Below are 26,595 nucleotides of genomic sequence, written 5' to 3' on the forward strand. Positions count from 1 at the left end.
TCCGGAACAATTCCGGCGTGGGACGGGTTGCTCCACCAGTGATCGACGTACCGATGTCTGTTCTTGATCTTGCTCCCGTGGCCCGTGGGGCGACCTCCGGCGAGGCGCTGCGGCACACCACCGAGCTGGCCCGCCGCACCGAGGAGCTGGGCTACCGCCGGTTCTGGGTGGCCGAGCACCACAACATGCCGGCGATCGCCAGCTCCGCCCCGGCGGTGCTGCTCGCCCACCTGGCCGCCAACACCTCGACGATCCGACTGGGCTCGGGCGGGGTGATGCTGCCCAACCACGCGCCGCTGGTGGTGGCCGAGCAGTTCGGCACCCTGGAGGCCCTGCACCCGGGGCGGATCGACCTGGGCATCGGCCGGGCGCCGGGCACCGACCAGGTGACCGCGCTGGCGCTGCGCCGGACCACGGAGGGGCTGTCGGCCGAGGGGTTCCCCCGGGAGCTGGCGGACCTGATGAACTACTTCAGCGGCGAGGAGCCGGGCCCGATCACGGCCACCCCGGGGCGCGGCCAGTCCCCGGCGGTGTGGCTGCTCGGGTCGAGCGGGTTCAGCGCCCAGCTCGCCGGGCTGCTCGGGCTGCCGTTCTCGTTCGCGCACCACTTCAGCGCGCAGAACACCCTGCCCGCGCTGGCGCTGTACCGGCAGAGCTTCCGGCCCTCGCGCTGGCTGGAGCAGCCGTACGCGATGGTCGCGGTGAACGTGGTCTGCGCGGAGACCGACGAGCGGGCGGAGTGGCTGGCCGGGCCGAGCTCGCTGTCGTTCCTGAAGCTGCGCTCGGGTCGCCCGGAGCCGCTGGCGAGCCCGGAGGAGGCGGCGGCGTACCCGTACGACGAGCTGGAGAGCGACTTCGTCCGGCAGCGCCGGGAGGGCCAGGCGATGGGTTCGCCGGAGACGGTGGGCCGGCAGCTGGGCGAGCTGCTGGAGCGCACCGGCGCGGACGAGCTGATGCTGACCACGATGGTGTACGACGTGGCCGATCGGGTGCGCTCCTTCGAGCTGGTCGCCGAGAAGGTGGCCGGTGGCCTGCGGCGGAACGGCTGAAACACGCTCTTCATAGCGACGTCACCCCACCGTCGCGGGGCTCCCATAGCTTTGTGACCGGTGGTGGTACGGCATTCCCGGTCGGGACGGGTCGGGGGTGCTGCGGTGTGGTGCACCGGGTCGCCGACTGTGCGGATTCCGCGGTCGGCGGCCCGGTGCCTGCTTTTCCGGGCCGGATTCAGCGAACCGTCCCGCCCCTTGATCCGGGGCGGGTCACCTGATCGACTCGGGGTCATGGCAGAGCACATGGACCCCGAGGAGTTCCGGCGCGCCGGCTACGCGGTGGTCGACTGGATCGCGGACTACTGGACGACGCTCGGGCAGCGACCGGTGACCTCGCAGGACCCGCCGGGCGCGGTGGCCGCCGCGCTACCGGCCGGCCCGACCGAGCGGGGTGAGCCGGTCGAGGCGGTGCTGGCCGATCTGGACAGCGTGATCGCACCGCGGCTGACCCACTGGCAGCATCCGGGCTTCTTCGGCTACTTCCCGGCCAACACCTCCGGGCCGAGCGTGCTCGGCGACCTGGTCAGCTCAGGTCTGGGGGTGCAGGGCATGCTCTGGGCCACCGGTCCGGCCTGCACCGAGCTGGAGACGGTGATGCTGGACTGGCTCGCCGGGCTGCTCGACCTGCCGGAGCGGTTCCGCTCCACCGGCCGGGGCGGCGGAGTGATCCAGGACTCCGCGTCCTCGGCCACGCTGGTCGCCACGCTCGCCGCACTGCACCGGGCCAGCAAGGGCCGCTGGCGGGTGGACGGGATCGACCGGCGGTACCGGGCGTACACGTCCACCCAGGGGCACTCCTCGATCGAGAAGGCCGCCCGGATCGCGGGGCTGGGCGCGGACGGGGTCCGAGCGGTCGAGGTGGACCCGCGTACCCAGGCGATGCGCCCCGAGGCGCTCCGGACGGCGATCGAGGCGGACCGGGCCGCCGGGGTGACGCCGGCAATCGTGGTGGCGACGATCGGCACCACCTCCACCACCGCCGTCGACCCGCTGCCGGAGATCGGCGCGATCTGCGCGGAGTACGGCGTCTGGCTGCACGTCGACGCCGCGTACGCGGGAGCGGCCGCGGTCTGCCCGGAGCTGCGCTGGTCGCACGCCGGCCTGGAACACGCCGATTCCTACTGCTTCGACCCGCACAAGTGGCTGCTCACCGGCTTCGACTGCGACGCGTTCTGGGTGGCCGACCGGGGCGAGCTGATCGAGGCGTTGACGGTGATGCCGGAGTTCCTGCGCAACGCCGCGACCGAGTCCGGCGCGGTGCTCGACTACCGGGACTGGCAGGTGCCGCTGGGCCGGCGGTTCCGGGCCCTCAAGCTCTGGTTCGTGCTCCGCTGGTACGGGGTGGAGGGGCTGCGGGCGCACATCCGCACCGGGGTGGCCCTCGCCGACCGCTTCGCCGAACGGATCGAGGCCGACGACCGGTTCGAGCTGGCCGCCGCGCATCCGTTCTCGCTGGTCTGCTTCCGGCTGCGGGCGGGTGACGAGCCGAACGCCGAGTTGCTGCGCCGGGTCAACGACACCGGTCGGGTGCACCTGACGCACACCCGGGTGGAAGGGCGGTACACGCTGCGGCTGGCGGTCGGCTCGCCGCTGACCACCGAGAAGCAGGTCGACGAGGCGTGGGACCTGCTCTCCGCAGCCGCCGAAGGCCTACTGGCCGGCTGACCCGACGACGACCGGCTCGGGGCCGGCGCCCGCCCACGCGACCGCCAGCGCGCGACGTGGGGGCGGCGGCTCCGTGCCGGCCGGCCGTCCACACCGGCCAGCCCTCATCGCAAGCGGCGGCCGGGCCGGCAGGGTCTCGCGGACATCCTTTGCTCTGCTTCACCGGAGACAACAGGGACGCAGAGTCGCGGGACCCGCCGGGCCACCGCCAGCCGCGAACGAGGATGGCGCTGGTCAAGGGGGTGTTGCGTCGGTTGAAGCAGAGCAAAGGGGATGGTGCGGGGAAGCCGGCCGCGCAGGGCGGCAACCGTCGGTGACATACGTCGGGATCCCGCGGCGGCCAGGTCAGTTGCCACTGACCTTCGTCGGCCAGCGTCAGGCGGGGGGCGAGATCCCCTCCCCCGAGGCGCAGCCGTCTGGAGCGGATCAGCCCTCGACGGCCGCGGCCAGTCGACGGGACCGGTCCGCGTCGGCGATCGCGGGCTCGACCGCCCCGCTGGCGTCGGTGACGACCGTCGTCGCCGGGCTGCCGTCGGTGGCGACCGTCGTCGCCGGGGTGGCGTCGGCGGCGAGCGCCGCGTCGGCGAGGGCCCGGGCCCGGCGGGTACGCCGCAGCGCGCGGACCGCCAGGACCAGCGCGACCAGCCAGCCGGCGGCGAGCAGCACGTAGAGCAGGGGCGGGACCGGCCCGCCCAGCTCGCCGGCGCGGATCAGCGTCCGGGCGTTGGTCAGCACGATCACCCCGCCGATGGTGGCGCCGAGCAGCTGGGCCGGGACGATCCGGACCAGCCAGGCGGCGATCGGCGCGGCGACCAGGCCGCCGACCAGCAGCGCCGCCACGGTGGGCAGCAGGAAGCCCTCGGCGCCGAGGCCGATCAGGAAGCCGGCGCTGGCCGCGCCCGCCACCACGAACTCGGCGGTGTCCACGGAGCCGATCACCTTGCGCGGTTCCATCCGGCCGGAGACCAGCAGCGCGGGCGTGGCCACCGGCCCCCAGCCCCCGCCGCCGGTGGCGTCGACGAAGCCGGCCACCAGGCCGAGCGGACCGAGGAACCGCCCGCGCAGCGGGCCGGCGGCCCGGTTGGCGCGCAGCGGTCGGGAGAAGCGCACCAGCAGGTACGCGCCGAGGGTGAACAGGATCGCGGCCATCCAGGGCGCCGCGGTCTCGGTGGAGATGGAGCTCAGAAAGGTGGCGCCGGCGAACGCGCCGATCGCTCCCGGCACGGCGATCCGGCCGACCACCCGCCAGTCGACGTTGCCGAACCGCCAGTGCGCCACCCCGGCCGCGAGCGTCGTGCCGATCTCGGCCAGGTGCACCGACGCGGAGGCGGCGGCCGGCGCCACCCCGGCGAAGAGCAGCAGGGTGGACGAGGTCAACCCGTACGCCATGCCGAGCGCGCCGTCGACCAGCTGCGCCGCGAGCCCGACCAGAGCGAGGATCAGCAGCTTGCGCACGAGCGCCCCCTGACTTTTCGGCATCTCCTATCGACTTGGTCGACAATGCGGCACGGAGACGCTCCGGTCAAGTCCTCTATCCGGTTGATGGGACGCGCCGGACGGCCCGTGTGGGGCGCGAATCAGCTCCAGGCGCGCGGGTCGGCGGCGAGCTCGTTGACCCGGCCGGGCAGCGTGCCATTGGCCACGTCGGCGATGGTGACCAGGTCGAGGATCTCCCGCTCGCTGGCCCGCAGCGCGATCCACACGTCCTGCAGGGCCCGCGCGGCGCCGTGGTAGCCGAGTTGCTCCGGTCGCTGCCCCCGGACGTGCGCCAGCGGGCCGTCGATCACCCGGATGACCTCCGCGAGGGAGATCTCCGCCGCCGGCCGGGCCAGCCAGTAGCCGCCCTCCGGGCCGCGCTGGGCGTGCACGATCCCGCCCCGGCGCAGCTGGAGCAGGATGCTCTCCAGGAACTTCGGTGGGATCTCCTGGGCCCGGGCGATCTGCTCGGCGGTCACCGGTCGACTGCGTTCGGCCGCCCTGCCGTCGGCGACCGAGGCCAGCTCGGCCGCCGCGCGGAGGGCATAGTCGACCCGGGCGGAGAGACGCATGTCGGCAAGGTTAGTCCGCTGATCAGCCGCCCGGGGTGGCGACCCTCGGCCGATCGGTCACGACCCGGCCCCGGCCGGTCAGGCGCCGACGCGGCGGAGCAGCCCCTCCTGCACCGCGCTGGCGATGTGCCGGCCGTCGGTGGTGAACATCCGGCCCGTGGCCAGCCCCCGCGCACCCGAGGCGGAGGGGCTCCAGCAGTCGTAGAGGAACCACTCGTCGGCCCGGAACGACCGGTGGAACCAGAGCGCGTGGTCGAGGCTCGCCCCGACCACGCCGCCGGGGCCCCAGACCTCGCCGTGCACCGACAGCACCGAGTCGAGCAGGGTCAGGTCGGAGGCGTACGTCAGGGCGCAGGCGTGCAGCAGCGGGTCGTCGGGCAGCTTGCCGTCGATCCGCATCCAGACCCGCTGGTACGGGTCGGCGGGCCGGTCGCCGGGGCGCACCCAGCCCGGCTCGCCGACGTACCGGACGTCGATCGGGCGCGGGATCTGCCCCCAGATGCCGAGCCGCTCCGGGTAGCGGGAGAGCCGGTCGGCCATGGTGGGCACGTCCTCCGGCCCGGGCACGTCCGGCGGGGTGGGGGCCTGGTGGTCCAGCCCCTCCTCCTGCCGCTGGAACGACGCCGACATGAAGAAGATCGGCTTACCGTGCTGGAACGCCACCGAGCGGCGTACCGAGAAGGAACGCCCGTCGCGGATGTTCTCCACCTGGTACTCGATCGGCTCGACCGGGTCCCCGGGGCGGACGAAGTAGCCGTGCAGCGAGTGCACGAAGCGTTCCGCGTCGACGGTGCGCCCGGCGGCGACCAGGGCCTGGCCGGCGACCTGACCGCCGTACACCCGCTGCGGGCCGACCGGCGGGCTCATCCCTCGGAAGGTCATCTCGCCGGTGTGGTCGAGGTCGAGGACCTCCAGCAGCTGGTCGACCGCGGCCTGGCCGGCCGCCGGACGCTCGGTCACTGCAGGGCCCGCGCGGAGGCGGCGTCGACCAGCGAGCCGAGCTGGTGCACGCGCAGGGTGTTGGTGGAGCCCGGGGTGCCGGGCGGGCTGCCGGCCACGATCACCACGTGGTCGCCGGGGTTGGCCCGGTTGAGGCCGAGGAGCGCCTGGTCGACCTGGCGGAACATGTCGTCGGTGTGCTCGACGAACGGCATCAGGAAGGTCTCCACGCCCCAGCAGAGCGCGAGCTGGTTCCGCACCTCGGGGACCGGGGTGAAGGCCAGCAGCGGCAGGTCGCAGTGCAGCCGGCTCAGCCGCTTGACGGTGTCGCCGGTCTGCGAGAAGGCGACCAGCGCCTTGGCGCCGATGGCCCGGGCGATCGAGGAGGCGGCCACGGTGAGCGCGCCGCCGTGGGTACGCGGGTCGTGCTGGAGCCGGGGCACCCCGATCGAGCCGGACTCGGTGGTGGTGACGATCTTCGCCATGGTGCTGACGGTCAGCACCGGGTACTTGCCGACGCTGGTCTCGCCGGAGAGCATCACCGCGTCCGCGCCGTCGAGCACCGCGTTGGCCACGTCCGAGGCCTCGGCACGGGTCGGCCGGGAATTCTCGATCATGGAGTCGAGCATCTGGGTGGCCACGATGACCGGCTTGGCGTTCTCCCGGCAGAGCTGCACCGCGCGCTTCTGGACCAGCGGCACCTGGTCCAGCGGGAGTTCGACGCCGAGGTCGCCGCGGGCGACCATCACGCCGTCGAAGGCGAGCACGATCGCCTCCAGGTGGTCCACCGCCTCGGGCTTCTCGACCTTGGCCAGCACCGGGCGGTGCACGCCCTCCTCGGCCATGATCGCGTGCACCAGCTTGATGTCCTCGGCCGAGCGGACGAAGGAGAGCGCGATCAGGTCGACGCCCAGGCCGAGCGCGAACCGCAGGTCCTCGGCGTCCTTCTCCGACATCGCCGGCACACTGACCGCCACGTTGGGCAGCGAGACGCCCTTGTTGTTGGAGACCGGGCCACCCTCGGTGACCAGAACCCGGATGTCGTTGCCGGTGACGTCGCTGACCTCGACCGCGACCCGGCCGTCGTCGATCAGCAGCCGGTCGCCCGGCTTCACCTCCTGCGGCAGCTTGCGGTAGGTGCAGGAGACCCGCTCCTTGCTGCCCACGATGTCGTCACCGGTGATCACCACCGAGTCGCCGGTCCGCCACTCGTGCGGGCCGTCGGCGAACCGGCCCAGCCGGATCTTGGGGCCCTGCAGGTCGGCGAGGATCGCCACCGGGTGGCCGGCCGCGTCGGCCGCCTCGCGGACCAGGCGGTACACCGACTCGTGATCCTCGTGGCTGCCGTGGCTGAAGTTGAGCCTCGCCACGTTCATACCCGCCTCGACCAGGCCCCGGATGCGCTCGGGGGACGAGGTGGCGGGGCCGAGAGTGCAGACGATCTTCGCGCGGCGTGTCACGCCCATCAGGCTAGTCTCTCCTTCGGATCGACCTGCCGGCCGATCCCATGCGGGCTGCGGAACTTTGTCCAACGGCGCGATCCCCGCGCAGCGGGCGGACGGAACCGCACCGGAACATCGTATGTCGGCGGGCATCGGCGACCGCGCGGCCGAAATCGTACCGCTCGCTCTCGTGCGCCGACTGGGGTGCTCCTGGAGTGGGTCCGCGCCGGGCCGGGGGTGCGGCCGAGGTGGAACGCGTGGTCGGGCGGGCAGCCGGAGCGGAGGTGCGGCCTCAGCTCTGCGTCTCGGCGAGCGGGAACTCCAGCGAGCCGGCCGGGCAGAGGAAGGTCAGCACGTCCACCCGGTAGAGGCCGGCCTGCACGGCCGGGTCGGCCTCCATCACGCTGCGGACGTCGTCCACCGAGCCGGTCCGGGCCAGGCCGAAGCCGATCGGCGGGTCCGGCTCGCGGGCCGGTCCGTCCACCGAGCCGTCGACCAGGATGACCCCCCGCCGGTGCAGCGCGCGCATGTGCTGGAGATGCTCGGCCTGCAGCCGTTGCACCGTCTCCTCCGGCAGGGCCCGACCCGACGGACCCGGGTACAGCACGATGCACTCGAACGTGTCGAGCGCGAAGTCGACCTGCGGCGTGTCCGGCATGGCGCCCCCTCCCGACGTTCGTCCGACCCGGGCACAGCGTCGCACGAGCCGGACCGCCGCAGCGGGCGCTCGGCGCAACTGCCCCCGCGCCGGCCCGGTAGCCGACCTGCTGGGCCGTTCGTCCCGCCGGATCGCGGCCCGGCAAGATCGAGAAACGCCGACCCGCTGCGCCGCTGGTACGTTCCGGGTAGTAGGGCCGAGAAGCACCGAGCGGAGGTCCCAGGTGAGCGGCAGCGCGCCCGCCGGCACGCCGCCGGACAGCTCCCGGTGGCAGGACGTCTTCGCCGCCGGCGGGGAGATGGGCGCGGCGATCGCCGACCACGACTGGACCGCCCCGCTCGGCCCGATCGACTCCTGGCCACAGAGCCTGCGCACCGCGCTGACCATCTGCCTGCACTCGCGCTTCCCGATGCTGCTGCTCTGGGGCGACGAGCTGGTGATGCTCTACAACGACGCGTTCCGGCCGATCCTGGGCCTGTCGAAGCGGGACGCGCTGGGTCGCCCCGCGGCCGCGGTCTGGCCGGAGATCTGGGACGTCATCGGCCCGATGCTGACCGACGTGCTGGCCGGGCGGGGCGCCACCTGGAACCAGGACCAGCTGCTCCTGCTCGACCGCAACGGCTTCGTCGAGGAGGTCTACTTCACCTTCTCGTACAGCCCGATCATCGACGAGTCGGGCGCGCCGGGCGGCGTCTTCACCGTGGTCACCGAGACCACCGAGCGGGTCGTCAGCGAGCGTCGGCTGCGGCTGCTCAGCACCCTCACCGCCGGGCTGGTCGACGCGACCGCGCCGGAGGAGGTGGGCCGGCGGGCGGTCAAGGCCCTGGCCGGCAGCCCGGCCGTGCCGTTCGTCCGGCTCTACCTGGCCGGCGAGGACGGCCTGCGGCCGGTCCACGGCAACGAGGCCGGCGCCCCGGCCGGCGCCGAGGAGTCCTGGCCGCTGGCCGAGGTGCTGGCGAGCGGCGAGCCGCGGCTGCTCCCCCTCGACCCGACCGACGACCCCGACCGCCCGGGCACCCCGCTGGTCGCCGTGGTGCCGGTGCCGGAGCCCGGCGCCGCCGCCCCGACGGCGGTGCTGATCGCCGGGCTCAACCCGCGCCGCCCGGTCGACGCGGACTACCGCGCCTTCGTGGACCTGCTGGCCGGGCACATCGGCACCGCGCTCGCCGGGGCCCGCGCGTACCAGGCGGAACACCGTCGGGCCGAGGCGCTGGCCGAACTGGACGCGGCGAAGTCGGCCTTCTTCGCCAACGTCAGTCACGAGCTGCGCACCCCGCTGACCCTGATCGCCGGGCCGGTACGCGACGCGCTCACCGACCCGGCGCAGCCGCTGCCGGAGCCGCTGCGGCGGCGGCTGGAACTGGTCGACCGCAACGCCGCCCGGCTGCACCGGCTGGTCGACAGCGTCCTGGACTTCACCCGGATCGAGGCGGGCCGGCTGGTGCCGGACCGGGTCGCCCTCGACGTGGCCCGGTTCACCCGGGAGCTGGCCGCCGCGTTCGCGCCGGCCATCGAGCGCGCCGGGCTCACCTTCGAGGTGGACTGCGCCCGGCTGCCGCGCCCCGCGTACCTGGACCGGGTGATGTGGGAGAAGGTCGTCCTCAATCTCCTCTCCAACGCCCTGAAGGCGACGGTGACCGGGACGATCCGGCTGGCGGTCGCCGACGACGGCGGGCGGCTCCGGCTCACCGTCTCGGACACCGGGGTGGGCATCCCGGCCGACGAGCTGCCCCGGCTCTTCCAGCGCTTCCACCGGGTGACCGGCCCGGCCGGCCGCTCCGCGGAGGGCAGCGGCATCGGCCTGGCGCTGGTCCGGGAGCTGGTCGCCCTGCACGGCGGGCAGATCGAGGTGGCCAGCGCAGCGGGCGAGGGGGCCACCTTCACCGTCCGGATCCCGTACGGCTCGGGAAGCGACGCGGCGGCGGCCGGGACCGCCGTGTCGGCCGCGCCCACGACGGCGGCGGCGGCGCTCGCCGACGAGCTGGGCGGGCCCGCCGGCCCGGGCGAGGTGACCGGACCGCCCGACGCCCCGCGGGTGGTGCTGGTCGACGACAACCCGGACCTGCGTGCCTACGTCACCGAGCTGCTCGCGCCGCATTTCGGGGTCCGCACCGCCGGGGACGGCCGGGCCGCGCTGGCGGCGATCGTCGCCGACCCGCCGGACCTGGTGCTGGCGGACGTGATGATGCCGCACCTGGACGGCTTCGGCCTGCTCGCCGCGCTGCGCGCGGACCCGCGCACCGCGGACCTGCCGGTGGTGCTGCTCTCCGCCCGGGCCGGACCGGAGGCGGCGGTGGAGGGGCTCGCCGCCGGCGCGGACGACTACCTGGTCAAGCCCTTCTCGGCGAGTGAGCTGCTGGCCCGGGTGCGGGCCAACCTGGCCCGGGCCCGGGCCCGGCTGCGCCGGGGCGAGTGGGCGACGCAGGTGGTCGAGTCGATCACCGACGGGGTGTGGGTCGCCGACGAGAACGGCGTCGTCTTCCAGGTCGACGAGACGTTCGAGCGGCTGACCGGCTACGGCCAGGCGGACGCGCCGTATCCGCCGCCGTACCCGTGGTGGCCGGACCCGGTCACCCACCCGGAGGAGCGGGCGCTGCTGGACCGGGCGCTGGTGCACCTGCTCGGCGAGCGCACCGGGGCGTGGGAGGTGCCGTTCCAGCACCGGGACGGCCGGACCCACTGGGTCTCCGTCTCCGCGACGGAGGTGCGCGACCCGGAACACGACCGCACCCTGCTGGTCGGCACCGTCCGGGACGTGACCGCCGAGCACGCGGTGACGCAGCGGCACCGGGCCGCCGCCGCGCTGGCCGACCGGCTCGCCGAGGTGGCCGCCGAGGACGAGGTGCTCGCGCTGACCGCGGCGGCGCTGAGCCAGGCCTTCGCCGGTACCGCGTACCTGCTCCCCCGCGACGGCGACGGCCCGGCGCACACCGCGGCCGGGCCGGTGGCCGTGGCGGAACTCGACCCGACGGTGGCGGCCCGGTTGGCGCGGCCCGGGGACGACGAGGGGACGGACGCGGCGGTGTTCGGGGTCGGCGGGCGGCTGAGCACCCCGACCCGGGCGTGGGCGGTCTGGGTGGCGTTCGCCGCGCCGCGCGCGGTCCGCGCCGACGAGCGGATGCTGGGTGGGCTGCTCACCGCCGCCGGCAGCCAGGCGCTGCGCCGGGTGGAGGCGGTACGCCAGCAGCACGCGCTCACCGACGGGCTGCGCGACGCGGTCCGGGAGGCCACCGAGCGGGAGCGCGCCTGGCGGGCCGAGGCGGCCGCCCGGGCCGACCAGCAGCGGGCCGAGGCGGCGGCCCGGCGCACCGCCACGGTCAGCGAGGCGCTGCTGGACAGCGCCCCGGTCGGCGTCGGCCTGGTCGACACCGAGCTGCGCTACCTGCTGGTCAACCCGGCGCTGGCGGCGATGAACCGGCTGCCCGCCGCCGACCACCTCGGCCGGCGGCCGAGCGAGTGCCTGCCGGTGTACGAGCCGCGGATCGAGGAGCTGATGCGCCGGGCCCTGGCGCACGGGCCGATCGTCGGTGTCGAGTTCACCGCCGAGGCGGCCCCGCCGGCGACCGGCCGGCAGCACGTGGTGGCCAGCTACTTCCCGATCCGGATCGCCGACACCGGCGAGCTGGTCGGGCTCGGCTTCACCATCGTCGACGTCACCGAACGCACCCGGCTGCTGGAGGCGCTCGGCGCCGAGCGGGCCCGCCACGAGCGGCTGGCCGCGACCGACGTGCTCGCCGTCTTCGGCGGCGAGGAGGAGCGGATCACCGAGGCCAACGAGGCGTTCCTCGCCCTGCTCGGCTACACCGCCGAGGACGTGGCGCGGGGGCGGTTGACCTTGTCGGACCTCACTCCCCCGGGCTGGGAGGAGGCCGACGCGCGGGCCCTGGCGGAGCTGACGGAGAGCGGCCGGGCCCGGGCGTACGACAAGGAGTACCGGCACGCCGACGGGCGCCGGGTGCCGGTGCAGATCGGCGTGGTGGCGTTGGAGCGGAAGCCCTTGCGCTGGTTGGCGTACGCCACTGACCTGAGCGCCGAGCGGGCCGCGCAGGCCGAGCTGCGGCTGTTCCAGGCGCTGGTGGAGCGGTCGGGCGACTTCATCGCGGTGGCCACCCCGGACGGCCGGGCGGTCTACGTCAACCCGGCCGGCCGGCAGCTCGTCGGGCTCGGCGAGGTCGACCGGGTCGATGGGCTGGGACTGGTCGACTTCGCCGCGCCGGACGTACGGGAGGTGTGGCGGCGCGAGCTGATCCCCACCGCGCTGCGCGAGGGCCAGCACCGGGCGGAGAGTCGGCTGGTCCGCCTGGACACCGGCGAGCAGTTCGAGGTGGAGCACCAGACGTTCACGGTGACGACCGGGGACGGGCGGGACAGCACCGCGTTCGTCGCCACGGTGGCCCGGGACATCGGCGACCGGCAGCGGGCGTTGCGGCAGGCGGAGGGGCTGGCCCGGCTGGCCGGGGCGCTCAGCTCGGCGCGGGGCCGGGCGGCCATCGTCGACGTGGTGACCACGGTCGTCCCGTCGGTGGTGGGGGCCGCCGCGCTCCGGGTCGCGATCGCCCCGCCGGGCGCGCTCACCCTCGACGTGGCCGGGGGCGGCGATCCGGCCGGCCAGCTGCCGGTGGAGGCCGACGAGCCGTTGGCCCGGGCGGTCCGCGACAACGTCGTGCTGCCGGTCGACCCGGCGGGCGGCCGGACGGCGGGCATCTGCCTGCCGCTGCGGTACGGCGACGGCGGCGCGCTGGGCGCGCTGGAGGTCCGCTGGGCGCGGCCGGTCGCCGACGACGAGGCGCTGCGCAACCTGCTGCACGCGGTGGCCGGGCTGTGCAGCCAGGCGCTGCAGCGGGCCGAGCTGACCGGTTCGGCGCAGGCGATGGCCGACTTCGCGGCCCGGCTGAGCGTCGCCCGGTCCACCACGGAGGCGGTCGAGGTGATCCTCACCGCGGCGCCGATCGCGCTGGGGGCCGCCCTGCCCGGCCTCGCCATCCACGACGAGGGGCGCCGGATCCGGCTCTGGTACAACGACGAGGTGCCCACCGGGCTGGCCGCCACCTACCGCGATCTGATGATCGACGACCCGCGGCCGATCGCCCGGGCGCTGCGCACCGGTGAGCGGATCATCCTGCGCAACCGGGCCGAGTTCGCCGCCCGGTTCCCCGGCCTGCCGGACCCGGTCGGGGCGCACGGCATGGTCACCACGGTGGCGCTGCCGCTGTTCGACGCGCAGCGCCGGCCGATCGCCGCGCTGGGCTTCGGCTGGCGGCGGGAACGGTCGCTGCGCGAGAGCGACCTGACGCTGCTGGACACCCTCGCCGACCTGTGCGAGCAGACCCTGGAGCGGGTCCGGCTGGCCGCCGCCGAGCACAACCTGGTGACCCGGTTGGCCGGGCGGCTGCGCAGTTCGGCGCGGAGCACCCCGAGCGGGTTGGAGATCGCCACCCGCTATCAGCCGGCGATGAGCGGCCTGCACCTCGGCGGGGACTGGTACGACCTGGTCCGGCTGGACCAGGACCGGCTCGCGGTGGTGGTCGGCGACGTGGTCGGGCACCGGGTGGAGGCGGCCGCCGACATGGCGCAGCTGCGCACCATGCTCAACACGCTGATCCGGCTGGGGGTGCCGCTGGAGGAGGTGCTGCTCCGGCTCACCGACCTGCTGGGGGTGGGTTTCCTCGGCACCTGCCTGGTGATGGTGGTCGACCCGGTGGCCGGGGAGGTACGGGTCGCCCGGGCCGGTCATCCGCATCCGGTGCTGCTGCCCCGGGGCCGGCCGGCGGAGCCGGTCCACACCGTCAACGCCTTGCCGATGGGCATGGTGGACGAGCCGATGACGGTCACCACCGTGCCGTTCGGCCCGGGTGACCTGCTGGTGGCGTACACCGACGGGCTGGTGGAGCGCCGCGAGCGGGCGTACGACGAGGGGGTGGCGGCGCTGCACCGGGCGGTGGAGGCGGTCCGTGACCGGCCGGTGGAGGCGATCGCCGACGCGCTGCTGGCCGACCTCGCCGGCGGCGAGGACGACCAGGCCCTGGTGGTGATCCGGCACGTCGGCTGAGCGTGTCCCCACCCACAATCCGGGTCTCGGCGTTGCACCCGCCGTGTCCCGGGAACAATCGGGACGTTGACGACGACGGACAGGATTGGGGACCGTTCATGGCGATCGAAGCCGGCAAGCAGCCCGCGAAGGCCTCCGGGACGTACCGGATCGGCGGCGACCTCCAGGTGGACCGGCTGGGCTACGGGGCGATGCAGATCACCGGGCCGGGGGTCTGGGGGGATCCGAAGGATCCGGCCGAGGCGGTCCGGGTGCTCCGCCGGGCGTACGAGCTGGGCGTGACCTTCATCGACACCGCCGACTCGTACGGCCCCTTCGTCAGCGAGCTGCTGATCAAGGAGGCGCTGCACCCGTACGCCGACGACCTGGTCATCGCGACCAAGGCCGGGCTGACCCGCTCGGGCCCCGGCGACTGGCGGCCGGTGGGCCGCCCGGAGTACCTGCGCCAGCAGTGCGAGCTGAGCCTGCGCCACCTGGGGCTGGAGAGCATCGGGCTCTACCAGCTGCACCGGATCGACGCCAAGGTGCCGCTGGAGGAGCAGATCGGCGAGCTGGCGCTGCTCAAGCAGGAGGGCAAGATCCGGCACATCGGGCTCTCCGAGGTGACTGTCGAGCAGATCGAGGCGGCCCGGAAGATCACCCCGATCGTCTCGGTGCAGAACCTCTACAACCTCGCGGACCGCAGCGCCGAGGACGTGCTCGACCACTGCGAGCGCAACGACCTGGCGTTCATCCCGTGGTTCCCGATCGCCACCGGCAACCTGGCCAAGCCGGGCGGTCCGCTGGACGCGATCTCCACCGAGCACGGCGCGACGCCCGCGCAGCTCGCGCTCGCCTGGCTGTTGCGCCGGTCGCCGGTCATGCTCCCCATTCCCGGTACGTCCTCCGTGGCGCACCTGGAGGAGAACATCGCCGCGGCCGAGGTGCGGCTCACCGACGACGAGTTCGAGGCGCTCGCCAAGGCCGCCTGACTCCCGTACGCGTGACGGCCGGCCGCCACCTCGGCGGCCGGCCGTCTGTTGCGATCTACAGGGCGAAGCAGTCGGGGCGGATCGCGGCGTCGGTGAGCGCCTGGCGGACCACGGTGTAGGTGGTGCCGTCCAGGATGAGACCGAGGTGGCCGACGACCCGCAGCGGGCACCACGCCTGGATCAGCACGTTGGTCGCGCCGTCGGCGAGGCTGGCGTTGCCGATCGGCCAGACCAGCTCGTCCTGCCAGGTCCGGACGGTGGTCCAGCGCACCGATCCGGGGGTGTCGTCGCCGCCGTTGAGGGCGGCGAGCAGGTCCGAGCCGATCGACATCTGCTGGCAGGCGATGATGCCGGCGCAGCTGCCGAGCCCGATGAACTTCAGGATGTTGGCGGCGTAGGTGCCCTGCTGGGGGCTGCCGAGGCTGAGGTAGTGGTCGACCTTGTCGACGCCGCCGAGGAACTTGACGTACCAGCGGGAGACCAGGCCGCCCTCGGAGTGGGTGACCAGGTCGACCTTGGCCGCCCCGGTGGCGGCGCGGACCTGGTCGACGTAGGCGGCGAGGGCGCGGGCGGAGTCGCGGATGTCCCCGAAGCCGAGGTTGGGGAGCTGGTAGATGGAGACCCGGAAGCCGTCGGCGCGCAGCCGGGCGGCAATCGGCTCGTACGCGATGGAGACCCCGATCAGTCCCCCGACGACGATGACGGGGTTGGCGCCTGCGGCAGCGGTCACCTCGCTCGCTGCGGTGCGGGCGGTGGTGGCGACGGCGCCGGTGGCGGCGCTGGTGGTGGGGGCGGCGCGGTGGGGGCTGGCCTGGGCGGCGGTGGCCGGGACCAGCAGGGCGGCGACGGTGGTGGTTGCGGCGAGGATCGTTCGGAGCAGCATGGCTGCACCTCCGGTGGGAGGCACCCGGGGAGCCGGGACGGTGGGTGGGGGAATCCGATCGATCGTGGAAACGATGATGCGTGGCAGATTTCACACTCGTCAATGGAAAGTTACGCGCTGGTAACGTGAAGTCTCGCCAGGAGCACGAAGCGGCCTATCGGACGCGGCGGCGGAACGGTCCACAGGGCGTCCACAGTGGCGGTTCCGGACAGGTGCCCGCGCTCGAATGTGGGCACCTGACGGCCCGTCGCCACCAGGGCGATCTCGCCGCACCTCGGAAGAGGGCTCATATGCCCATGCCCGGCGCCATCCGTACCGGCATCGCCACCGCCTTCTCGACGCTGCTGGTCTGACGGCCAACCCCACCGCAGCCCTCGCCTGGCCCTGCCCGGCCCTCGGTCGGCCAGCAGTTCCCCGGACAGGGTCGCCACGACGTAGTTTGACCTGCCGGTACCGGGTGATTTCCAATCAATCTTCTTCACCGTCTCCCCGTTCTAGTAGCGGAACGGGCAGCCTTCCGGCGCGGCCACCGCCTGCGCAACGCAGGAGTCCAGGTACGCCACCTTGACGCTCTCCTCCGCCGTCGCCTCGGCGGCCGGCATCAGGGTCGGCGTCAGCTCCGCGCTCCCCGCGCTCTCCTGCCCGGGCGCGTCGAGGACCACCTGCGGCACGCCCCGGACGCGATCGGCGCCGGCAGGCCGGGCCTGGTCAGCCCGCCTGCCCGCCGGGGAGGCTGAGCGGCGCGGGCGCGACGGCGATCGACCACCGGTGGAACAGCCCGAGGGCCGCCGACTCCTCCCGACGCGACGGCAGCTCGGCCGTCAGCTTCTGCCCGGCCAGCGTGTTGGCGACCTTGGCGACCGCCTTGTCCCCGTCCCGCCCGACCGAGGTCACCTCCACGTCGGTCGGCGGCTGGTAGCTCTCCGCCTCAACCATCCGAGCAATCTGCTCGCCGTCGCCCACGGATGCCCTGACCTGCGGCCTCAGCAGCTCCAGTGCGCCCTGGCCGTCGTGGTCACCCAACGCGGAGAATCAGTCGTCCACCACCGCCTGGACCCCGGAACAGCACCCACTGCGCCATTGTGAGCCCGCTCCGTCGAGGCAGCTGCGCACGGCTGAACATGAGTGTCGCAGGTCAGGGCGCACGGGCGACACGCCAAAAGCGCACAAGGAAATTTTCGTTCACTTATAGCCTCTGTGCAGGCTTTTAGCACATACGTACACATCATTGGGGTTAGACCCCTAGTGAATGGGCTTGGTATGGCATCGGGCATTGCGATACGTTGTGCGGCTCGCTGCTGGGCCGCCCATCGGTCCACCTGCTCATTATCGGCACGAGGCAAACGCGGCGACTGTCCACGGCCAGTACATCCACCGAGAGGACCCCCGTGGACACGACACGCGTGCCGCGACAGGTGCTGCTTACCTGGCAAGACATCGCTGACGCCGCCTCAGGTCTCGACGTTGACATGCGCGAACTGCTGCTGGAACTCGTCCACGAGAAAGGCACGGCTTCGACAACGAGCGTCACCACCGCCGAGGGACCGTGGTACGTCCGTGCGGTCCGTGTGCGCGGGCACATCGGCGTCGGCGAGCACCCGGTCAACCTGGATCTCACTCCGACAACTGGCCTGACTGTCGTCACCGCCCGCAACGGCACGGGCAAGACCAGCATCGCCGACGGATGCCGGCACAACCTCAGTGGAGGCGCCAAACGCTCTTATCAAGTCCTGGCCGAGAACGTCCACTACCGCGAGCGCGATGTAGTGGTAACCCTCACCAACGGGACTCGCGAAATCGAGATCCTGTGCGGGCCCGATGAGGTCGTACGATGGCGCGACCCTGACGGCGAGCTGTCCACGCCACCCGCCGAGTGGAGCGAGGCGTTCGAACGCTACATGCCGGTGCTGCTGTATCCCGAGATGTCGCAGGTCATCCAGGATCCGAGCAACCTACACGCCTTCCTCAAGGACGCGCTTGAACTTGCAGCGTTGGAGGATCTGCAGGCGAGGCTGAAGGCCATCCGTGAAGCTGGCACAGCCGCGCAGCGCACCGTGGACGCCGCCCACAAGGCCGCGCTGAACGGCGTGACGAAGGTCGGCCACCAGGAGCTGGCGGCCTTGCTGCGATCTCACGGCGGGGTCGCCGACGACGGCGCTCTCGAGCAGATCCGCTTGCTTTCGGCCGGCCTCCCGGACACCACGCCTCCGCCACTGAGCCTGCCCGAGCTGTGGATGGTGGACGAGCAGCGGCGCACCACCGCCATCGCGGCGCTGACCGAACTGGCCAGGATTCGCGAGTCGACTGCCACCGACACCCGACCGATGCTCGACGCGCTCAGGAGGCTACTCAGAGCGGACGATCCGGCGACTGCGCACAACCGCGACCACGATGTGTGCCCGGTATGCCAGGCAGGCGGCCGCGACTGGGTAAAGCTCGCCACGGAGGAGATGAACCGCCTAAGCCTGAGTTCGAAGGCCCTACGGAACGCGGAGAGGGCTGCATCCGCGGCGCTGGAACAGGCGGCAGCGTGTTTTCCCCCAGCGCTGACGGCCTCTCTGCGTCAAGCGCTGGCACACCATGCGGACCCAACGTGCAATCTCCGGATCAAGCAATGGGATCGCCTCACGCTCAATAGAGGAGGCCTGACCACGGCCGAACTGTCCCCCGCCGGGCTCGGGGCGTTGCTGGACGAGTGCGCTGACCTGGCCGAGTGGTACGGACCGATCCGCGAGGATCTGTTCGCTCAGCGTGATGACGCAATCGCCGCACAGGCAGCCGTGCGCGTCCATGTCGAATCATGGATCGACACCCTCAGCCAGGAACGTCCAACGCTCGCCCGGCTCGTTGTCGCCGAACGGCTCCACCGCAAGGTGGACGGGTGGCTGCGCACCGCCCGCGAGGACATCTTCGAACCCATTGGCGAGGAGGTGATCGAGCTGTGGTCCATCCTCAACTCCGACGCCGATCTGAAGCTGACCGAGATCGCCCTCACTGGCGGGACCCAGCGCCGACGGGGCGTAACTTTGGGTCTGGCGGACGGCGACGTGGCCCTGCCGACGGGAAAGAACAGCTCAGCAGTGCTGAGCACCGGGCAGCGCAACGCCCTCTCCCTCGCTACATACCTGCCACGGGCCACCCAGCAGAAGAGCCCATTCGGGTTCCTCATCCTCGACGACCCCATCCACGCCTTCGACACCTGGCGCGTTCGTTACCTCGCCGCCCACCTTCTCAAGCTCGCTGAGCGCTTTCAGGTCGTCGTGTTCACCCACGACGACCGGCTCTGGCGCGAGCTACGCGGGCTAGGCGCTCGACCCGCTCACGTCCGAATGGACCGGCGCGGAGACCGCAATCCGCAGGTGCGGGTCACCAACATCACCAGCCCGGGTAATCAGATGCTTGCCGACCTACAGAAGATTCTGGGCGAGGAAAGTGGACCATCGGCGATCGGAACACCCGAGGCCCAGACGGCGATGACCTTGGCGATGTGCCGTCAAGCTCTCGACACCGAGGTGGTTACCCAAATCGAAATCCTAGGCCGGCGTACCCAGCTTCCGGAGGCGAAGATCGTCGCCGATCTCAAGAGAGCACGGAAGACCCGTGACCAGATCGAGCTTCTCAACGACTACGCCCAACTCGCCCAACTGAGGCCCGTGCGGATCGGTCCGTACGAGCCAACAATCCAAGCGCTCAATGGCGGTTCCCACGGTCGCGTTCCCGCGGGTGAGCTCAAGGAGTGGGTACGCCATACGCGCAAGATCATCAAGGCCGTTCAGGCGATCGGGGGTTGAGGTGGCTACCTTTCCTGACGTCAGCATCAACGATCTTGAGACGGCCTATGCCGCGTGGCCCGATGACCCCAGAGGGAAAACAGCCCTGTGGGCGCTGATCCTGAGGGTACGGATCGAGCGGGCTGCGGCGAACCTGCCCGGCACGGTCATCGCCGCGCAGCCGGACATCTCCCTCATCGAAAGGCGGCTGTATTTGAGCATCGGCGAGCCGGGGCTTACGCATGAAGAGCGAGTCCGGCGGATGCGGGTCATCGCCGCAGGGGTAGGCACCTACCAGTCCATTTGCGAGTTGCTACACGGGCGCAACCCGGATCCGACGCCGCCGATACAAGATGTGGAGGCATGGACGGCCGCCGTCGACAATCTCGAACTTGAGTTGTGCATCACCCGACCTGAGCAACCGCTCGTGCTGGATCAACCCTCACTAACCACCACGGTTCCCTAGCCGACGTCCCGCCACTCCCGGGCGTTAGGCGACGGACCGTCAGCTTTCGATGTCCAAGCCCTCAGCAGCCGTACTGGGAGCGCGAGAGTTGAGGGCATCCGCGATGGCGGCGAACTCGCGTAGCGCCGCCTCCAGGTCCTCGACAATCTCCTGGGCGATCACCTCGGGTGGCAGGAGCGCGTCGGCGTCCTCCAGGGAGGCGTCCTTGAGCCAGGTGATGTCGAGGTTCACCTTGTCTCGGGTGATCAGTTCGTCGTAGGAGAAGGCCCGGAACCGCTCGGCCTCGACCCGTTCGGCGCGGTCCTTGCCGGGCAGGTAGCAGTCCACGAAGTCCTGGAGGTGTTCGCGGCGCAGCGGGTTCTGCTTGAGGGTGAAGTGCTGGTTGGTGCGGAAGTCGTACACCCAGAGTTTTTGGGTCCACGGCTCCTCGCGGGCGCGCTTGCGCTCGAAGAAGAGCACGTTGGCCTTCACCCCGCCGGCGTAGAAGATGCCGGTGGGCAGGCGCAGCAGGGTGTGCAGGTCGTACTGCTTGAGCAGCCGGCGGCGGATGGTCTCCCCCGCGCCGCCCTCGAAGAGCACGTTGTCGGGCAGCACGACGGCGGCCCGGCCGTCGATCTCCAGCAGCGAGGCGATGTGCTGGACGAAGTTGAGCTGTTTGTTGGCGGTGGTGGCCCAGAAGTCGTTCCGCTCGATCTCCCGCTCCTCGCGGGTGGACCGTCCGTCCTCGCCGACCATCCGGATCGAGGAGCTGCGGCCGAACGGCGGGTTGGCGAGGACAAGGCTGTAGCGCCGGTCCGGCTCCCTGCCGAGAGCGTCCCTGATCGCGATCAGGGATTCCCCACTCGGCGTGCCGATGCCGTGCAACAGCATGTTCATCGCGGCCAGCCGGGCGGTGCCGTCGACCAACTCGGTGCCGGTGATCGCGCCACCCGCGAGCCGGCGGCGCTGACCCGGGGTGAGTGCACTGCCGTGGTGCCGCTGGATGTGGTCGAACGCGGCGAGCAAGAAGCCGCCGGTCCCGCAGGCCGGGTCGGTGATGGTGTCGTCCGGGGTGGGCAGCATGCAGTCGACCATCGCGGCGGTCAACGCCCGCGGCGTGAAGTACTGCCCGGCACCCGACTTCGCGTCCTCGGCGCCCTTGGCCAGCAGCTCCTCGTAGGCGTCACCCTTGACGTCGACGCCGGCCTGCGACCACTGCTCCTTGTCGATCAGGTCGACGATCAGCCGCTTGAGCTTCGCCGGGTCCTGGATCTTGTTCTGGGCCTTGCGGAAGATCGTGCCGAGCGTGCCGCCCTCCCGGGCAAGCCCGGTCAGGATGTGCCGATACTGCACCTCCAGCGCGTCGCCCTCGGCGTCGAGCAGGGTCTGCCAGCTCAGCTCGTCCGGCACGATCTGCTCCGGCCTGATCGGCCGCTTGGCACGCTCGTCGGCCATCTTCAGGAACAGCAGGAACGTCAACTGCTCCACGTAGTCGATGGTGGAGACCCCGTCGTCCCGCAGCACGTCGCAGTAATTCCACAGCTTCTGCACCAGCCGGCGCGAATCCACAGTGCTCACAGCGGCAGTGCCTCCTGCTGGTAGTCGTCGCCGGTCACCCTGGTCGGCGGCGCCGGCAGCTCCTTTTGGGTACGCCGAGAGCGCACCTTCTGTTTCGGCAACGCGGCTGGCCGTTCGGCTTGGATCCGGGCCAGCAACTCTGACGCCGGCTCGTCATTCGGATCCTGCGGGACCAGCCGCCCGGCGAACGCCTCCACGAGCACTGACTTCCGCAAGTGATCCGCACGATCTGCCGCTGTTGCCGAAAGATCTCCGACGACCTCAATCCTCGTCAGCAACCTATCGGCGAACTCAACTATCCGCTTCTGTTCAGCAAGGGGCGGTACCGGCAGAGGCAACTCTCTACAGGTCGACAGGGCGATGTTGAACTGCCCAGCAGTCGCCTTCGCCGTTTGCTGCAGGAACCCAAGGATTAGCGGAGATTGAAGGGCTAACGCGAGCCACTGGGGCAAGACATCGGACCCGGCTCTGAACGCGACAATCGCTTGGTTGATGTTCCACTCCGCATGCATGGCTGGCACGACGGCAGTCTTCCCGAGCGGTGGGCCCACAATATTCGTGAGGACGTCACCTGGCCTCACGCGAGAGCGGCGAAGCAATCCCGCGTGCGTCGACCTATCGATATAGGTCGGACGGATCGAGAAATCAACGTGTCCCGAGCCTGCAAGATTGTAAACCTTCAGAAAGGGAATCTCGCCATTTCCGGCGTACATGTGAGATGCCACCGGCGTACCGCCTGAGACAATCGAGCTGCAGACCTCGTGGGCAACTCGCCACTTCCAACCGTCGGGCAAAAGCGGCAGGCCATCATAGCTGATCTTCTTAGCCACCCTGCCTTGCAATTCGGAGAAACAGCTATCCTGCACGGGCCCGCGAGCGGCCGGCAAAAATCTGCCCTCAACGATGCTGTCGAGGAGGTTGTTACGCAGCGTCTTGGCTCGCGGCTTCACGGCTTGGACGGAGTTAGCCGCAGCATCTAGACGTGACAGGTGGTCTTCGAGTGCGGCGACGATGCGGCGCTGCTCGGCGAGCGAGGGAAGTGGTAGCCGCACGGACTTGAGCTTTCCTGTGCTCAGCGTATAAAGCCCGCTTGTGGAGCCGGCGACTTCGCGAAGGTGACGCGCGACAAGAGGCGAATTCCAGACCAGCTCAAGATACTTGTATAGGAGCGCGGCGGTGGGGCGGACACGAATCAGATGGTTCTGATGCACGCATCTGTCGATGCTACCGTCCCAGATGGCCGCACGACCGATCTGGTCAGGGCTACCGTTTCCCTCCACTACCAAGAGGTCCCCACGCCGCAGCCCGAACCGCTCCAACTCCCCGTCGAACAGCTCGACCTCGTGAACATCAGCAAGGTCAAGCTTGCCTCGGTGCACGTTGGCCACCCGCAGGAACGGGTACTTGTTCAGCACTGGTCGACGCTTGGCTTGCTTCTGGATACCGCCCTGTACGTCGGCAACGTCAGCCAGGTCAACCCAGACCCAACCTGCCGGTAGAACAGTCACGCGGACAGCTCCTGGTTCAGCTCGTCGAGGAGGGGTTCGGCGCGGTTGCCGAAGACGTGGGCGTAGCCGTCGAGGCCGCCGCGTTCGGTGAACGGGGCGCCGTCCAGGTCGTCCGCGGTGATCTCCACGCTGACCGCTATCACGTCCTTGATCCTCTCCAGCCACCACGTCTGATCAGCAGTGAACGTAGCGCCCGCCTGCTCCTGCCGGAGCAGCCACCCACGGAAGCGCTCCTCGATCAGGCTGCGGTAGGGGCGCAGCTCCTGGTCGAGCCCCAACTCATACCGGATGAGGGTGACAAGGTCTGTCACACCCCGGCTGCCCGGCGCCTCGGCGGTCCGCCCGAGCAGCACGTACGCCTTCCACAGCGACTCCGGCGTCCACGCCTGCGGGGGCCGCTCGATCCGCGCGGCCAACTCCTTGAGCTGGTCGTAGCCGACCCGGCTTCGACCATCGAAGAAGACCTGCAACGCGGTGATCTCGTCGCGGTGCTGTTCCAGGTAGTCGTGCCAGCTCTTCACGGTGACCTGCGCACGCTCCTCGGCCGGCACGCCGGCCGCCGAGATCAGCGTGTCGGCGTTCACCTCGTCGATGGTGATGTCGTGCGCCCGCCGGATCTCCAGGATGCGTTCACGCAGCGCCGGGTTCGCGGCGAGGGGACGCAGCGCGCCCGCCAGCAGATCGCGTACGGCCTCCGGCCCGGCCTGCTTGGCCGGGTTGAGCTGCTCGGGGGCGATCGCGTCGACCAGGCCGCGCACGATGCCGGTCAACGGTTGCTCGGCGAGGTCGGCCAGCTCGTGGCGCTCGGCGTCGGTCAGCTGCTGATTGAGCCGGGACAGCCGGGCGGCGAGGGTGGCCACCTCGTCCGGGCCGGCGGTCAGCGTGCCGGCCTTCTTGAGCAGGTCCCGCAGCGAGATCTGCCGTTCAGAGTGCCGTTGCAGCGGCACCGCCTCGTCCAGGTCAGCCTCGGTGACACCGACCGCGTCAATGATGACGAACCGCTCCTTGACCTCGGCATCCGGCGTGACCGCCTGGAAGTCAGCGGGGTCGATGGTTCGAGCGCCGCGCCCCTTCATCTGCTCGAAGTAGGTGGCACTGCGCACCGGACGGAGAAAGAACACGCACTCCAACGGCCGGATGTCGGTGCCGGTGGCGATCATGTCGACAGTCACCGCGATGCGCAGCTCAGGGCTGTTGCGGAACGCCTGAATGAGCCTGTCCGGGTTGCCTCCGTCCCGCCGGGAGGCATAAGTGATCTTTGTGGCGAAGTCATTGCCCAACCCGAAGACGAGCCGGACCATGGTCACGATCTCCTCGGCGTGGTTGTCGTCGCGCGCGAAGATCAGGGTCTTGGGCACGGTTGACCGGCCCGGGAAGATCTCTGTGAAGAGCCGGTCCCGGAAGGTCTCCAGCACCAGCTTGAGCTGCCCCTTGGAGATCACCGACCGGCCGACCTGGCTGCCGGCGTACGTGAAGTCGTCCTCCAACTCCTCGTAGCGCTCGGCCCGGGTGCGCCGGTCGCGCAGCGGCACGACCGTGCCGGCCTCGATCTTCTCGCCGGCCTCGGTGATCTGCGTCTTGATCCGGTACACGTCGAAGTTGACGTTTACCCCATCGGCGACCGCCTGCTCGTAGGTGTACTCCGAGACCAGGTTCTGCTGGAAGAAGCCCAGCGTCTGCTTGACGGGCGTCGCCGTCAGGCCGACTACGAACGCGTCGAAGTATTCGATCACGGCTCGCCACTTGCCGTAGATCGAGCGGTGGCACTCATCCACGACGATCAGATCGAAGGTCTCCGGCGCGATCTGGGGGTTGTAGCCGACTTCGGCCGGCGCGTCCAGGTCGTAGCTGTCGTACTCCCGGTCGTCCAGGTCGACGTCCGGGATCTCAGCGCCGCGCAGCGCGCCGTAGAGCCGCTGAATCGTCGAGATCACCACCGCCGACGAGTCGAGCATCCCCGCCCCGGACAGCCGGTCGACGTTGTACAGGTCAATGAACTTCCGCCCGTCATCCGGAGTCTGATAGGCGGCGTACTCCCGCAGGGTCTGCTTACCGAGGTTGTTACGGTCGACCAGGAACAGGATCCGGTCGGCGCGGGCGTGCTTGATCAGACGGTAACTGGCCGTCACCGCGGTGAACGTCTTCCCCGCGCCGGTCGCCATCTGAATCAGAGAGCGGGGCCTGTCCTCGCCCAAGGACCGCTCCAGCCCCTCAATGGCGTCGATCTGGGCCGGCCGCAGACCGAGCCGGTCCAACTCCGGCATCCGGCGTAGCCGGGCCCGCAGCGTCGGCGCCTCTGGCTCGTCGTCCGCCTCGCGCATCCACCGCGCGAGGGTCTCCGGCCGGTGGAAAGCGAAGACCTCCCGGGTACGAGGAAACGGATCCAGCCGGTTGACGAATGCGGTCTCCGTCCCGGTGGCGACGTATCCGAACGGCAAGGGCGCATCCCGCCGCCACGCGGCGAGCTTCTGTTCGGCCGTGAGTCCCTTCAGGTAGCGGTCAAGCTGGGCCTCCACCCCTCGGGGGGCGGTGCCCTCCCGCTTGGCCTCGATCACGCCAACTAGCCGCTGGTTGACGTAGAGCAGATAGTCGGCTCGGCCCGTCGCCAGGGTCACCTCGCGCACGGCCACGCCAGTGCTCGCGTATGGGTTGATCTGGCTCTCGTCCTGGACCACCCACCCGGTCGCGGCAAGCTGCCGGTCGATCTCGAGCCGGGTCTGCATCTCGTTCAACGGTTCGTGGGAGGCGCGCCGTGCGCGGGCTATGAAGTCCTCCCGCTTGGCCGCTGAGACCTTGGCGACCTTTGCGCTCTCGAACTCACGCTGAGCAGCCTGGACCGCCGGCTCCAGACTCGTGACCAGCGCCGCTGCCTCGTCTCGGCGGGCTTCCGCATCGCGCACGGCACGCTCGGCCGCCACCGCCGCCTCGGCCTGGGCCTGGGCAAGCGACGCCTTGCCCTCCAGGAGCAGCTTCGTGTCAGCCAATTCCTGCTTGTAGCGGAGGATCTCGGCCTGGAGTCCGTCGACCACAGCCGCGGGCACCTGCTGGGGCGGCGGCGTGGGTGGCACGAACCCGACAGGCGAGCGGTCGCCGGTCAGCGCGCGGTGGAACCAGAGCCCCAGCTCGAAGCTTGTGCGGAGCAGCTCCAGGGCGGTTCGCACCTCGTCGAGGTGGTCATGCACCGCCTGGTTGCCCACGTTGCGCAGACGCTCGAAGGCGGCATAGATGTGGGGAACAAGGGTGCCGTCGGCGTTGAGCGCCTGCACCTGGTGCACGAACTTGCCACTCACCGGCCTGGCGTTGGTGCGCCGGACAAGGTCCCGGGCCAGTACCTCACCGAAGCTGCGGGTCTTGAACATCGCCGCCTGGGCGTCGACGTAGATGAGGGACTCCGCCCCCGCGCCGTAGAAGACCAACAGCGGGTGGTCCTTCAAGAACCCGAAGTTGGCGGATCCTTCCGCCAACCGTCGCATCTGTCGAGGATCCACGACTCTCCACGTTCATAGCCGCCGATGAACACGCCAGGATATGTGCCGTTACCGAACGGCGCGACCCTTTACACGGGCGGTATCAGGTATCCGACACTG

At 71.0% G+C, this 26,595-nt stretch carries 16 protein-coding genes and 3 pseudogenes; 8 read left to right on the forward strand and 11 right to left on the reverse strand.

The genetic code is table 11. The annotated features are described in order from the left end of the window. Positions 1–53 precede the first annotated feature (53 nt). Together EV384_RS28950 and EV384_RS28955 are read left to right on the forward strand one after the other, a co-directional pair. Complete coding sequence (locus EV384_RS28950; RefSeq protein ID WP_130338254.1) at positions 54–1,049, forward strand: LLM class flavin-dependent oxidoreductase; 996 nt, start codon at positions 54–56, stop codon at positions 1,047–1,049. 234 nt (positions 1,050–1,283) lie between these two features. Continuing rightward, on the forward strand, positions 1,284–2,717 hold the full coding sequence (locus EV384_RS28955; RefSeq protein ID WP_242624346.1) for a pyridoxal-dependent decarboxylase: 1,434 nt from the start codon (positions 1,284–1,286) through the stop codon (positions 2,715–2,717). Between the two features lie 426 nt (positions 2,718–3,143). Here the strand turns inward: EV384_RS28955 and EV384_RS28960 are convergent, their stop codons facing one another. The 5 genes from EV384_RS28960 to EV384_RS28980 form a co-directional block, all read right to left on the reverse strand. After that, complete coding sequence (locus EV384_RS28960; protein ID WP_130338256.1) at positions 3,144–4,172, reverse strand: sulfite exporter TauE/SafE family protein; 1,029 nt, start codon at positions 4,170–4,172, stop codon at positions 3,144–3,146. 122 nt (positions 4,173–4,294) lie between these two features. Next, the gene (locus EV384_RS28965; protein ID WP_130338258.1) at positions 4,295–4,765 is read right to left on the reverse strand and encodes an RrF2 family transcriptional regulator; all 471 of its coding nucleotides are present in this window, start codon (positions 4,763–4,765) and stop codon (positions 4,295–4,297) included. 78 nt (positions 4,766–4,843) lie between these two features. Further along, positions 4,844–5,725, reverse strand: coding sequence for an acyl-CoA thioesterase (locus EV384_RS28970; protein WP_130338260.1), 882 nt, complete (start codon positions 5,723–5,725; stop codon positions 4,844–4,846). Continuing rightward, positions 5,722–7,170: a pyruvate kinase gene (gene pyk, locus EV384_RS28975; protein WP_130338262.1), complete on the reverse strand. Its 1,449-nt coding sequence runs from the start codon at positions 7,168–7,170 to the stop codon at positions 5,722–5,724. Before pyk ends, EV384_RS28970 begins: the two co-directional genes overlap by 4 nt. 268 nt (positions 7,171–7,438) lie before the next feature. Beyond that, entirely contained in the window at positions 7,439–7,804 is a 366-nt protein-coding gene (locus EV384_RS28980; protein ID WP_130338264.1) for a YciI family protein, read from the reverse strand. A gap of 439 nt (positions 7,805–8,243) precedes the next feature. Here EV384_RS28980 and EV384_RS37470 point away from each other — a divergent pair. From EV384_RS37470 to EV384_RS28990, 4 genes and pseudogenes are all read left to right on the forward strand, one after another. Continuing rightward, positions 8,244–9,692: pseudogene (locus tag EV384_RS37470) on the forward strand (sensor histidine kinase); the annotation flags it as partial. A 159-nt stretch (positions 9,693–9,851) separates the two neighbouring features. Beyond that, a pseudogene (locus tag EV384_RS37475) lies at positions 9,852–10,190 on the forward strand (response regulator transcription factor); the annotation flags it as partial. 45 nt (positions 10,191–10,235) lie between these two features. Further along, a pseudogene (locus tag EV384_RS37480) lies at positions 10,236–13,853 on the forward strand (PAS domain S-box protein); the annotation flags it as partial. Positions 13,854–13,951: 98 nt separating this feature from the next. Next, entirely contained in the window at positions 13,952–14,824 is an 873-nt protein-coding gene (locus EV384_RS28990) for an aldo/keto reductase (RefSeq protein WP_130338267.1), read from the forward strand. A gap of 55 nt (positions 14,825–14,879) precedes the next feature. Here the strand turns inward: EV384_RS28990 and EV384_RS28995 are convergent, their stop codons facing one another. From EV384_RS28995 to EV384_RS29000, 3 genes are all read right to left on the reverse strand, one after another. Next, entirely contained in the window at positions 14,880–15,707 is an 828-nt protein-coding gene (locus tag EV384_RS28995; RefSeq protein WP_130338269.1) for a lipase family alpha/beta hydrolase, read from the reverse strand. Positions 15,708–16,201: 494 nt separating this feature from the next. Then, on the reverse strand, positions 16,202–16,378 hold the full coding sequence (locus tag EV384_RS35155) for a hypothetical protein (RefSeq protein ID WP_165440106.1): 177 nt from the start codon (positions 16,376–16,378) through the stop codon (positions 16,202–16,204). A 37-nt stretch (positions 16,379–16,415) separates the two neighbouring features. After that, positions 16,416–16,643, reverse strand: a complete 228-nt coding sequence (locus EV384_RS29000; protein WP_130338271.1) for a hypothetical protein — start codon at positions 16,641–16,643, stop codon at positions 16,416–16,418. A gap of 452 nt (positions 16,644–17,095) precedes the next feature. Here EV384_RS29000 and EV384_RS29005 point away from each other — a divergent pair, with 452 nt between their 5' ends. Together EV384_RS29005 and EV384_RS29010 are read left to right on the forward strand one after the other, a co-directional pair. After that, positions 17,096–19,498 (forward strand): AAA family ATPase, encoded by a 2,403-nt coding sequence (locus tag EV384_RS29005; protein ID WP_130338273.1) that lies wholly within the window; start codon positions 17,096–17,098, stop codon positions 19,496–19,498. 1 nt (position 19,499) lies between these two features. After that, positions 19,500–19,943 carry a hypothetical protein gene (locus EV384_RS29010; RefSeq protein WP_130338275.1) on the forward strand — a complete coding sequence of 148 codons (444 nt, stop codon included), beginning with the start codon at positions 19,500–19,502 and terminating at the stop codon, positions 19,941–19,943. Positions 19,944–19,982: 39 nt separating this feature from the next. Here the strand turns inward: EV384_RS29010 and EV384_RS29015 are convergent, their stop codons facing one another. Genes EV384_RS29015 through EV384_RS29025 form a run of 3 tightly spaced genes read right to left on the reverse strand, consistent with a single transcriptional unit; the run spans position 19,983 to position 26,481 of the window. Next, the gene (locus tag EV384_RS29015; RefSeq protein WP_130338277.1) at positions 19,983–21,500 is read right to left on the reverse strand and encodes a type I restriction-modification system subunit M; all 1,518 of its coding nucleotides are present in this window, start codon (positions 21,498–21,500) and stop codon (positions 19,983–19,985) included. Beyond that, the gene (locus EV384_RS29020; protein ID WP_130338279.1) at positions 21,497–23,008 is read right to left on the reverse strand and encodes a restriction endonuclease subunit S; all 1,512 of its coding nucleotides are present in this window, start codon (positions 23,006–23,008) and stop codon (positions 21,497–21,499) included. Before EV384_RS29020 ends, EV384_RS29015 begins: the two co-directional genes overlap by 4 nt. After that, positions 23,005–26,481, reverse strand: a complete 3,477-nt coding sequence (locus EV384_RS29025; RefSeq protein WP_130338281.1) for a type I restriction endonuclease subunit R — start codon at positions 26,479–26,481, stop codon at positions 23,005–23,007. Before EV384_RS29025 ends, EV384_RS29020 begins: the two co-directional genes overlap by 4 nt. Between the last annotated feature and the right edge of the window lie 114 nt (positions 26,482–26,595).

The organism is Micromonospora kangleipakensis, from assembly GCF_004217615.1.
GTDB classification, from domain to species: domain Bacteria; phylum Actinomycetota; class Actinomycetes; order Mycobacteriales; family Micromonosporaceae; genus Micromonospora; species Micromonospora kangleipakensis.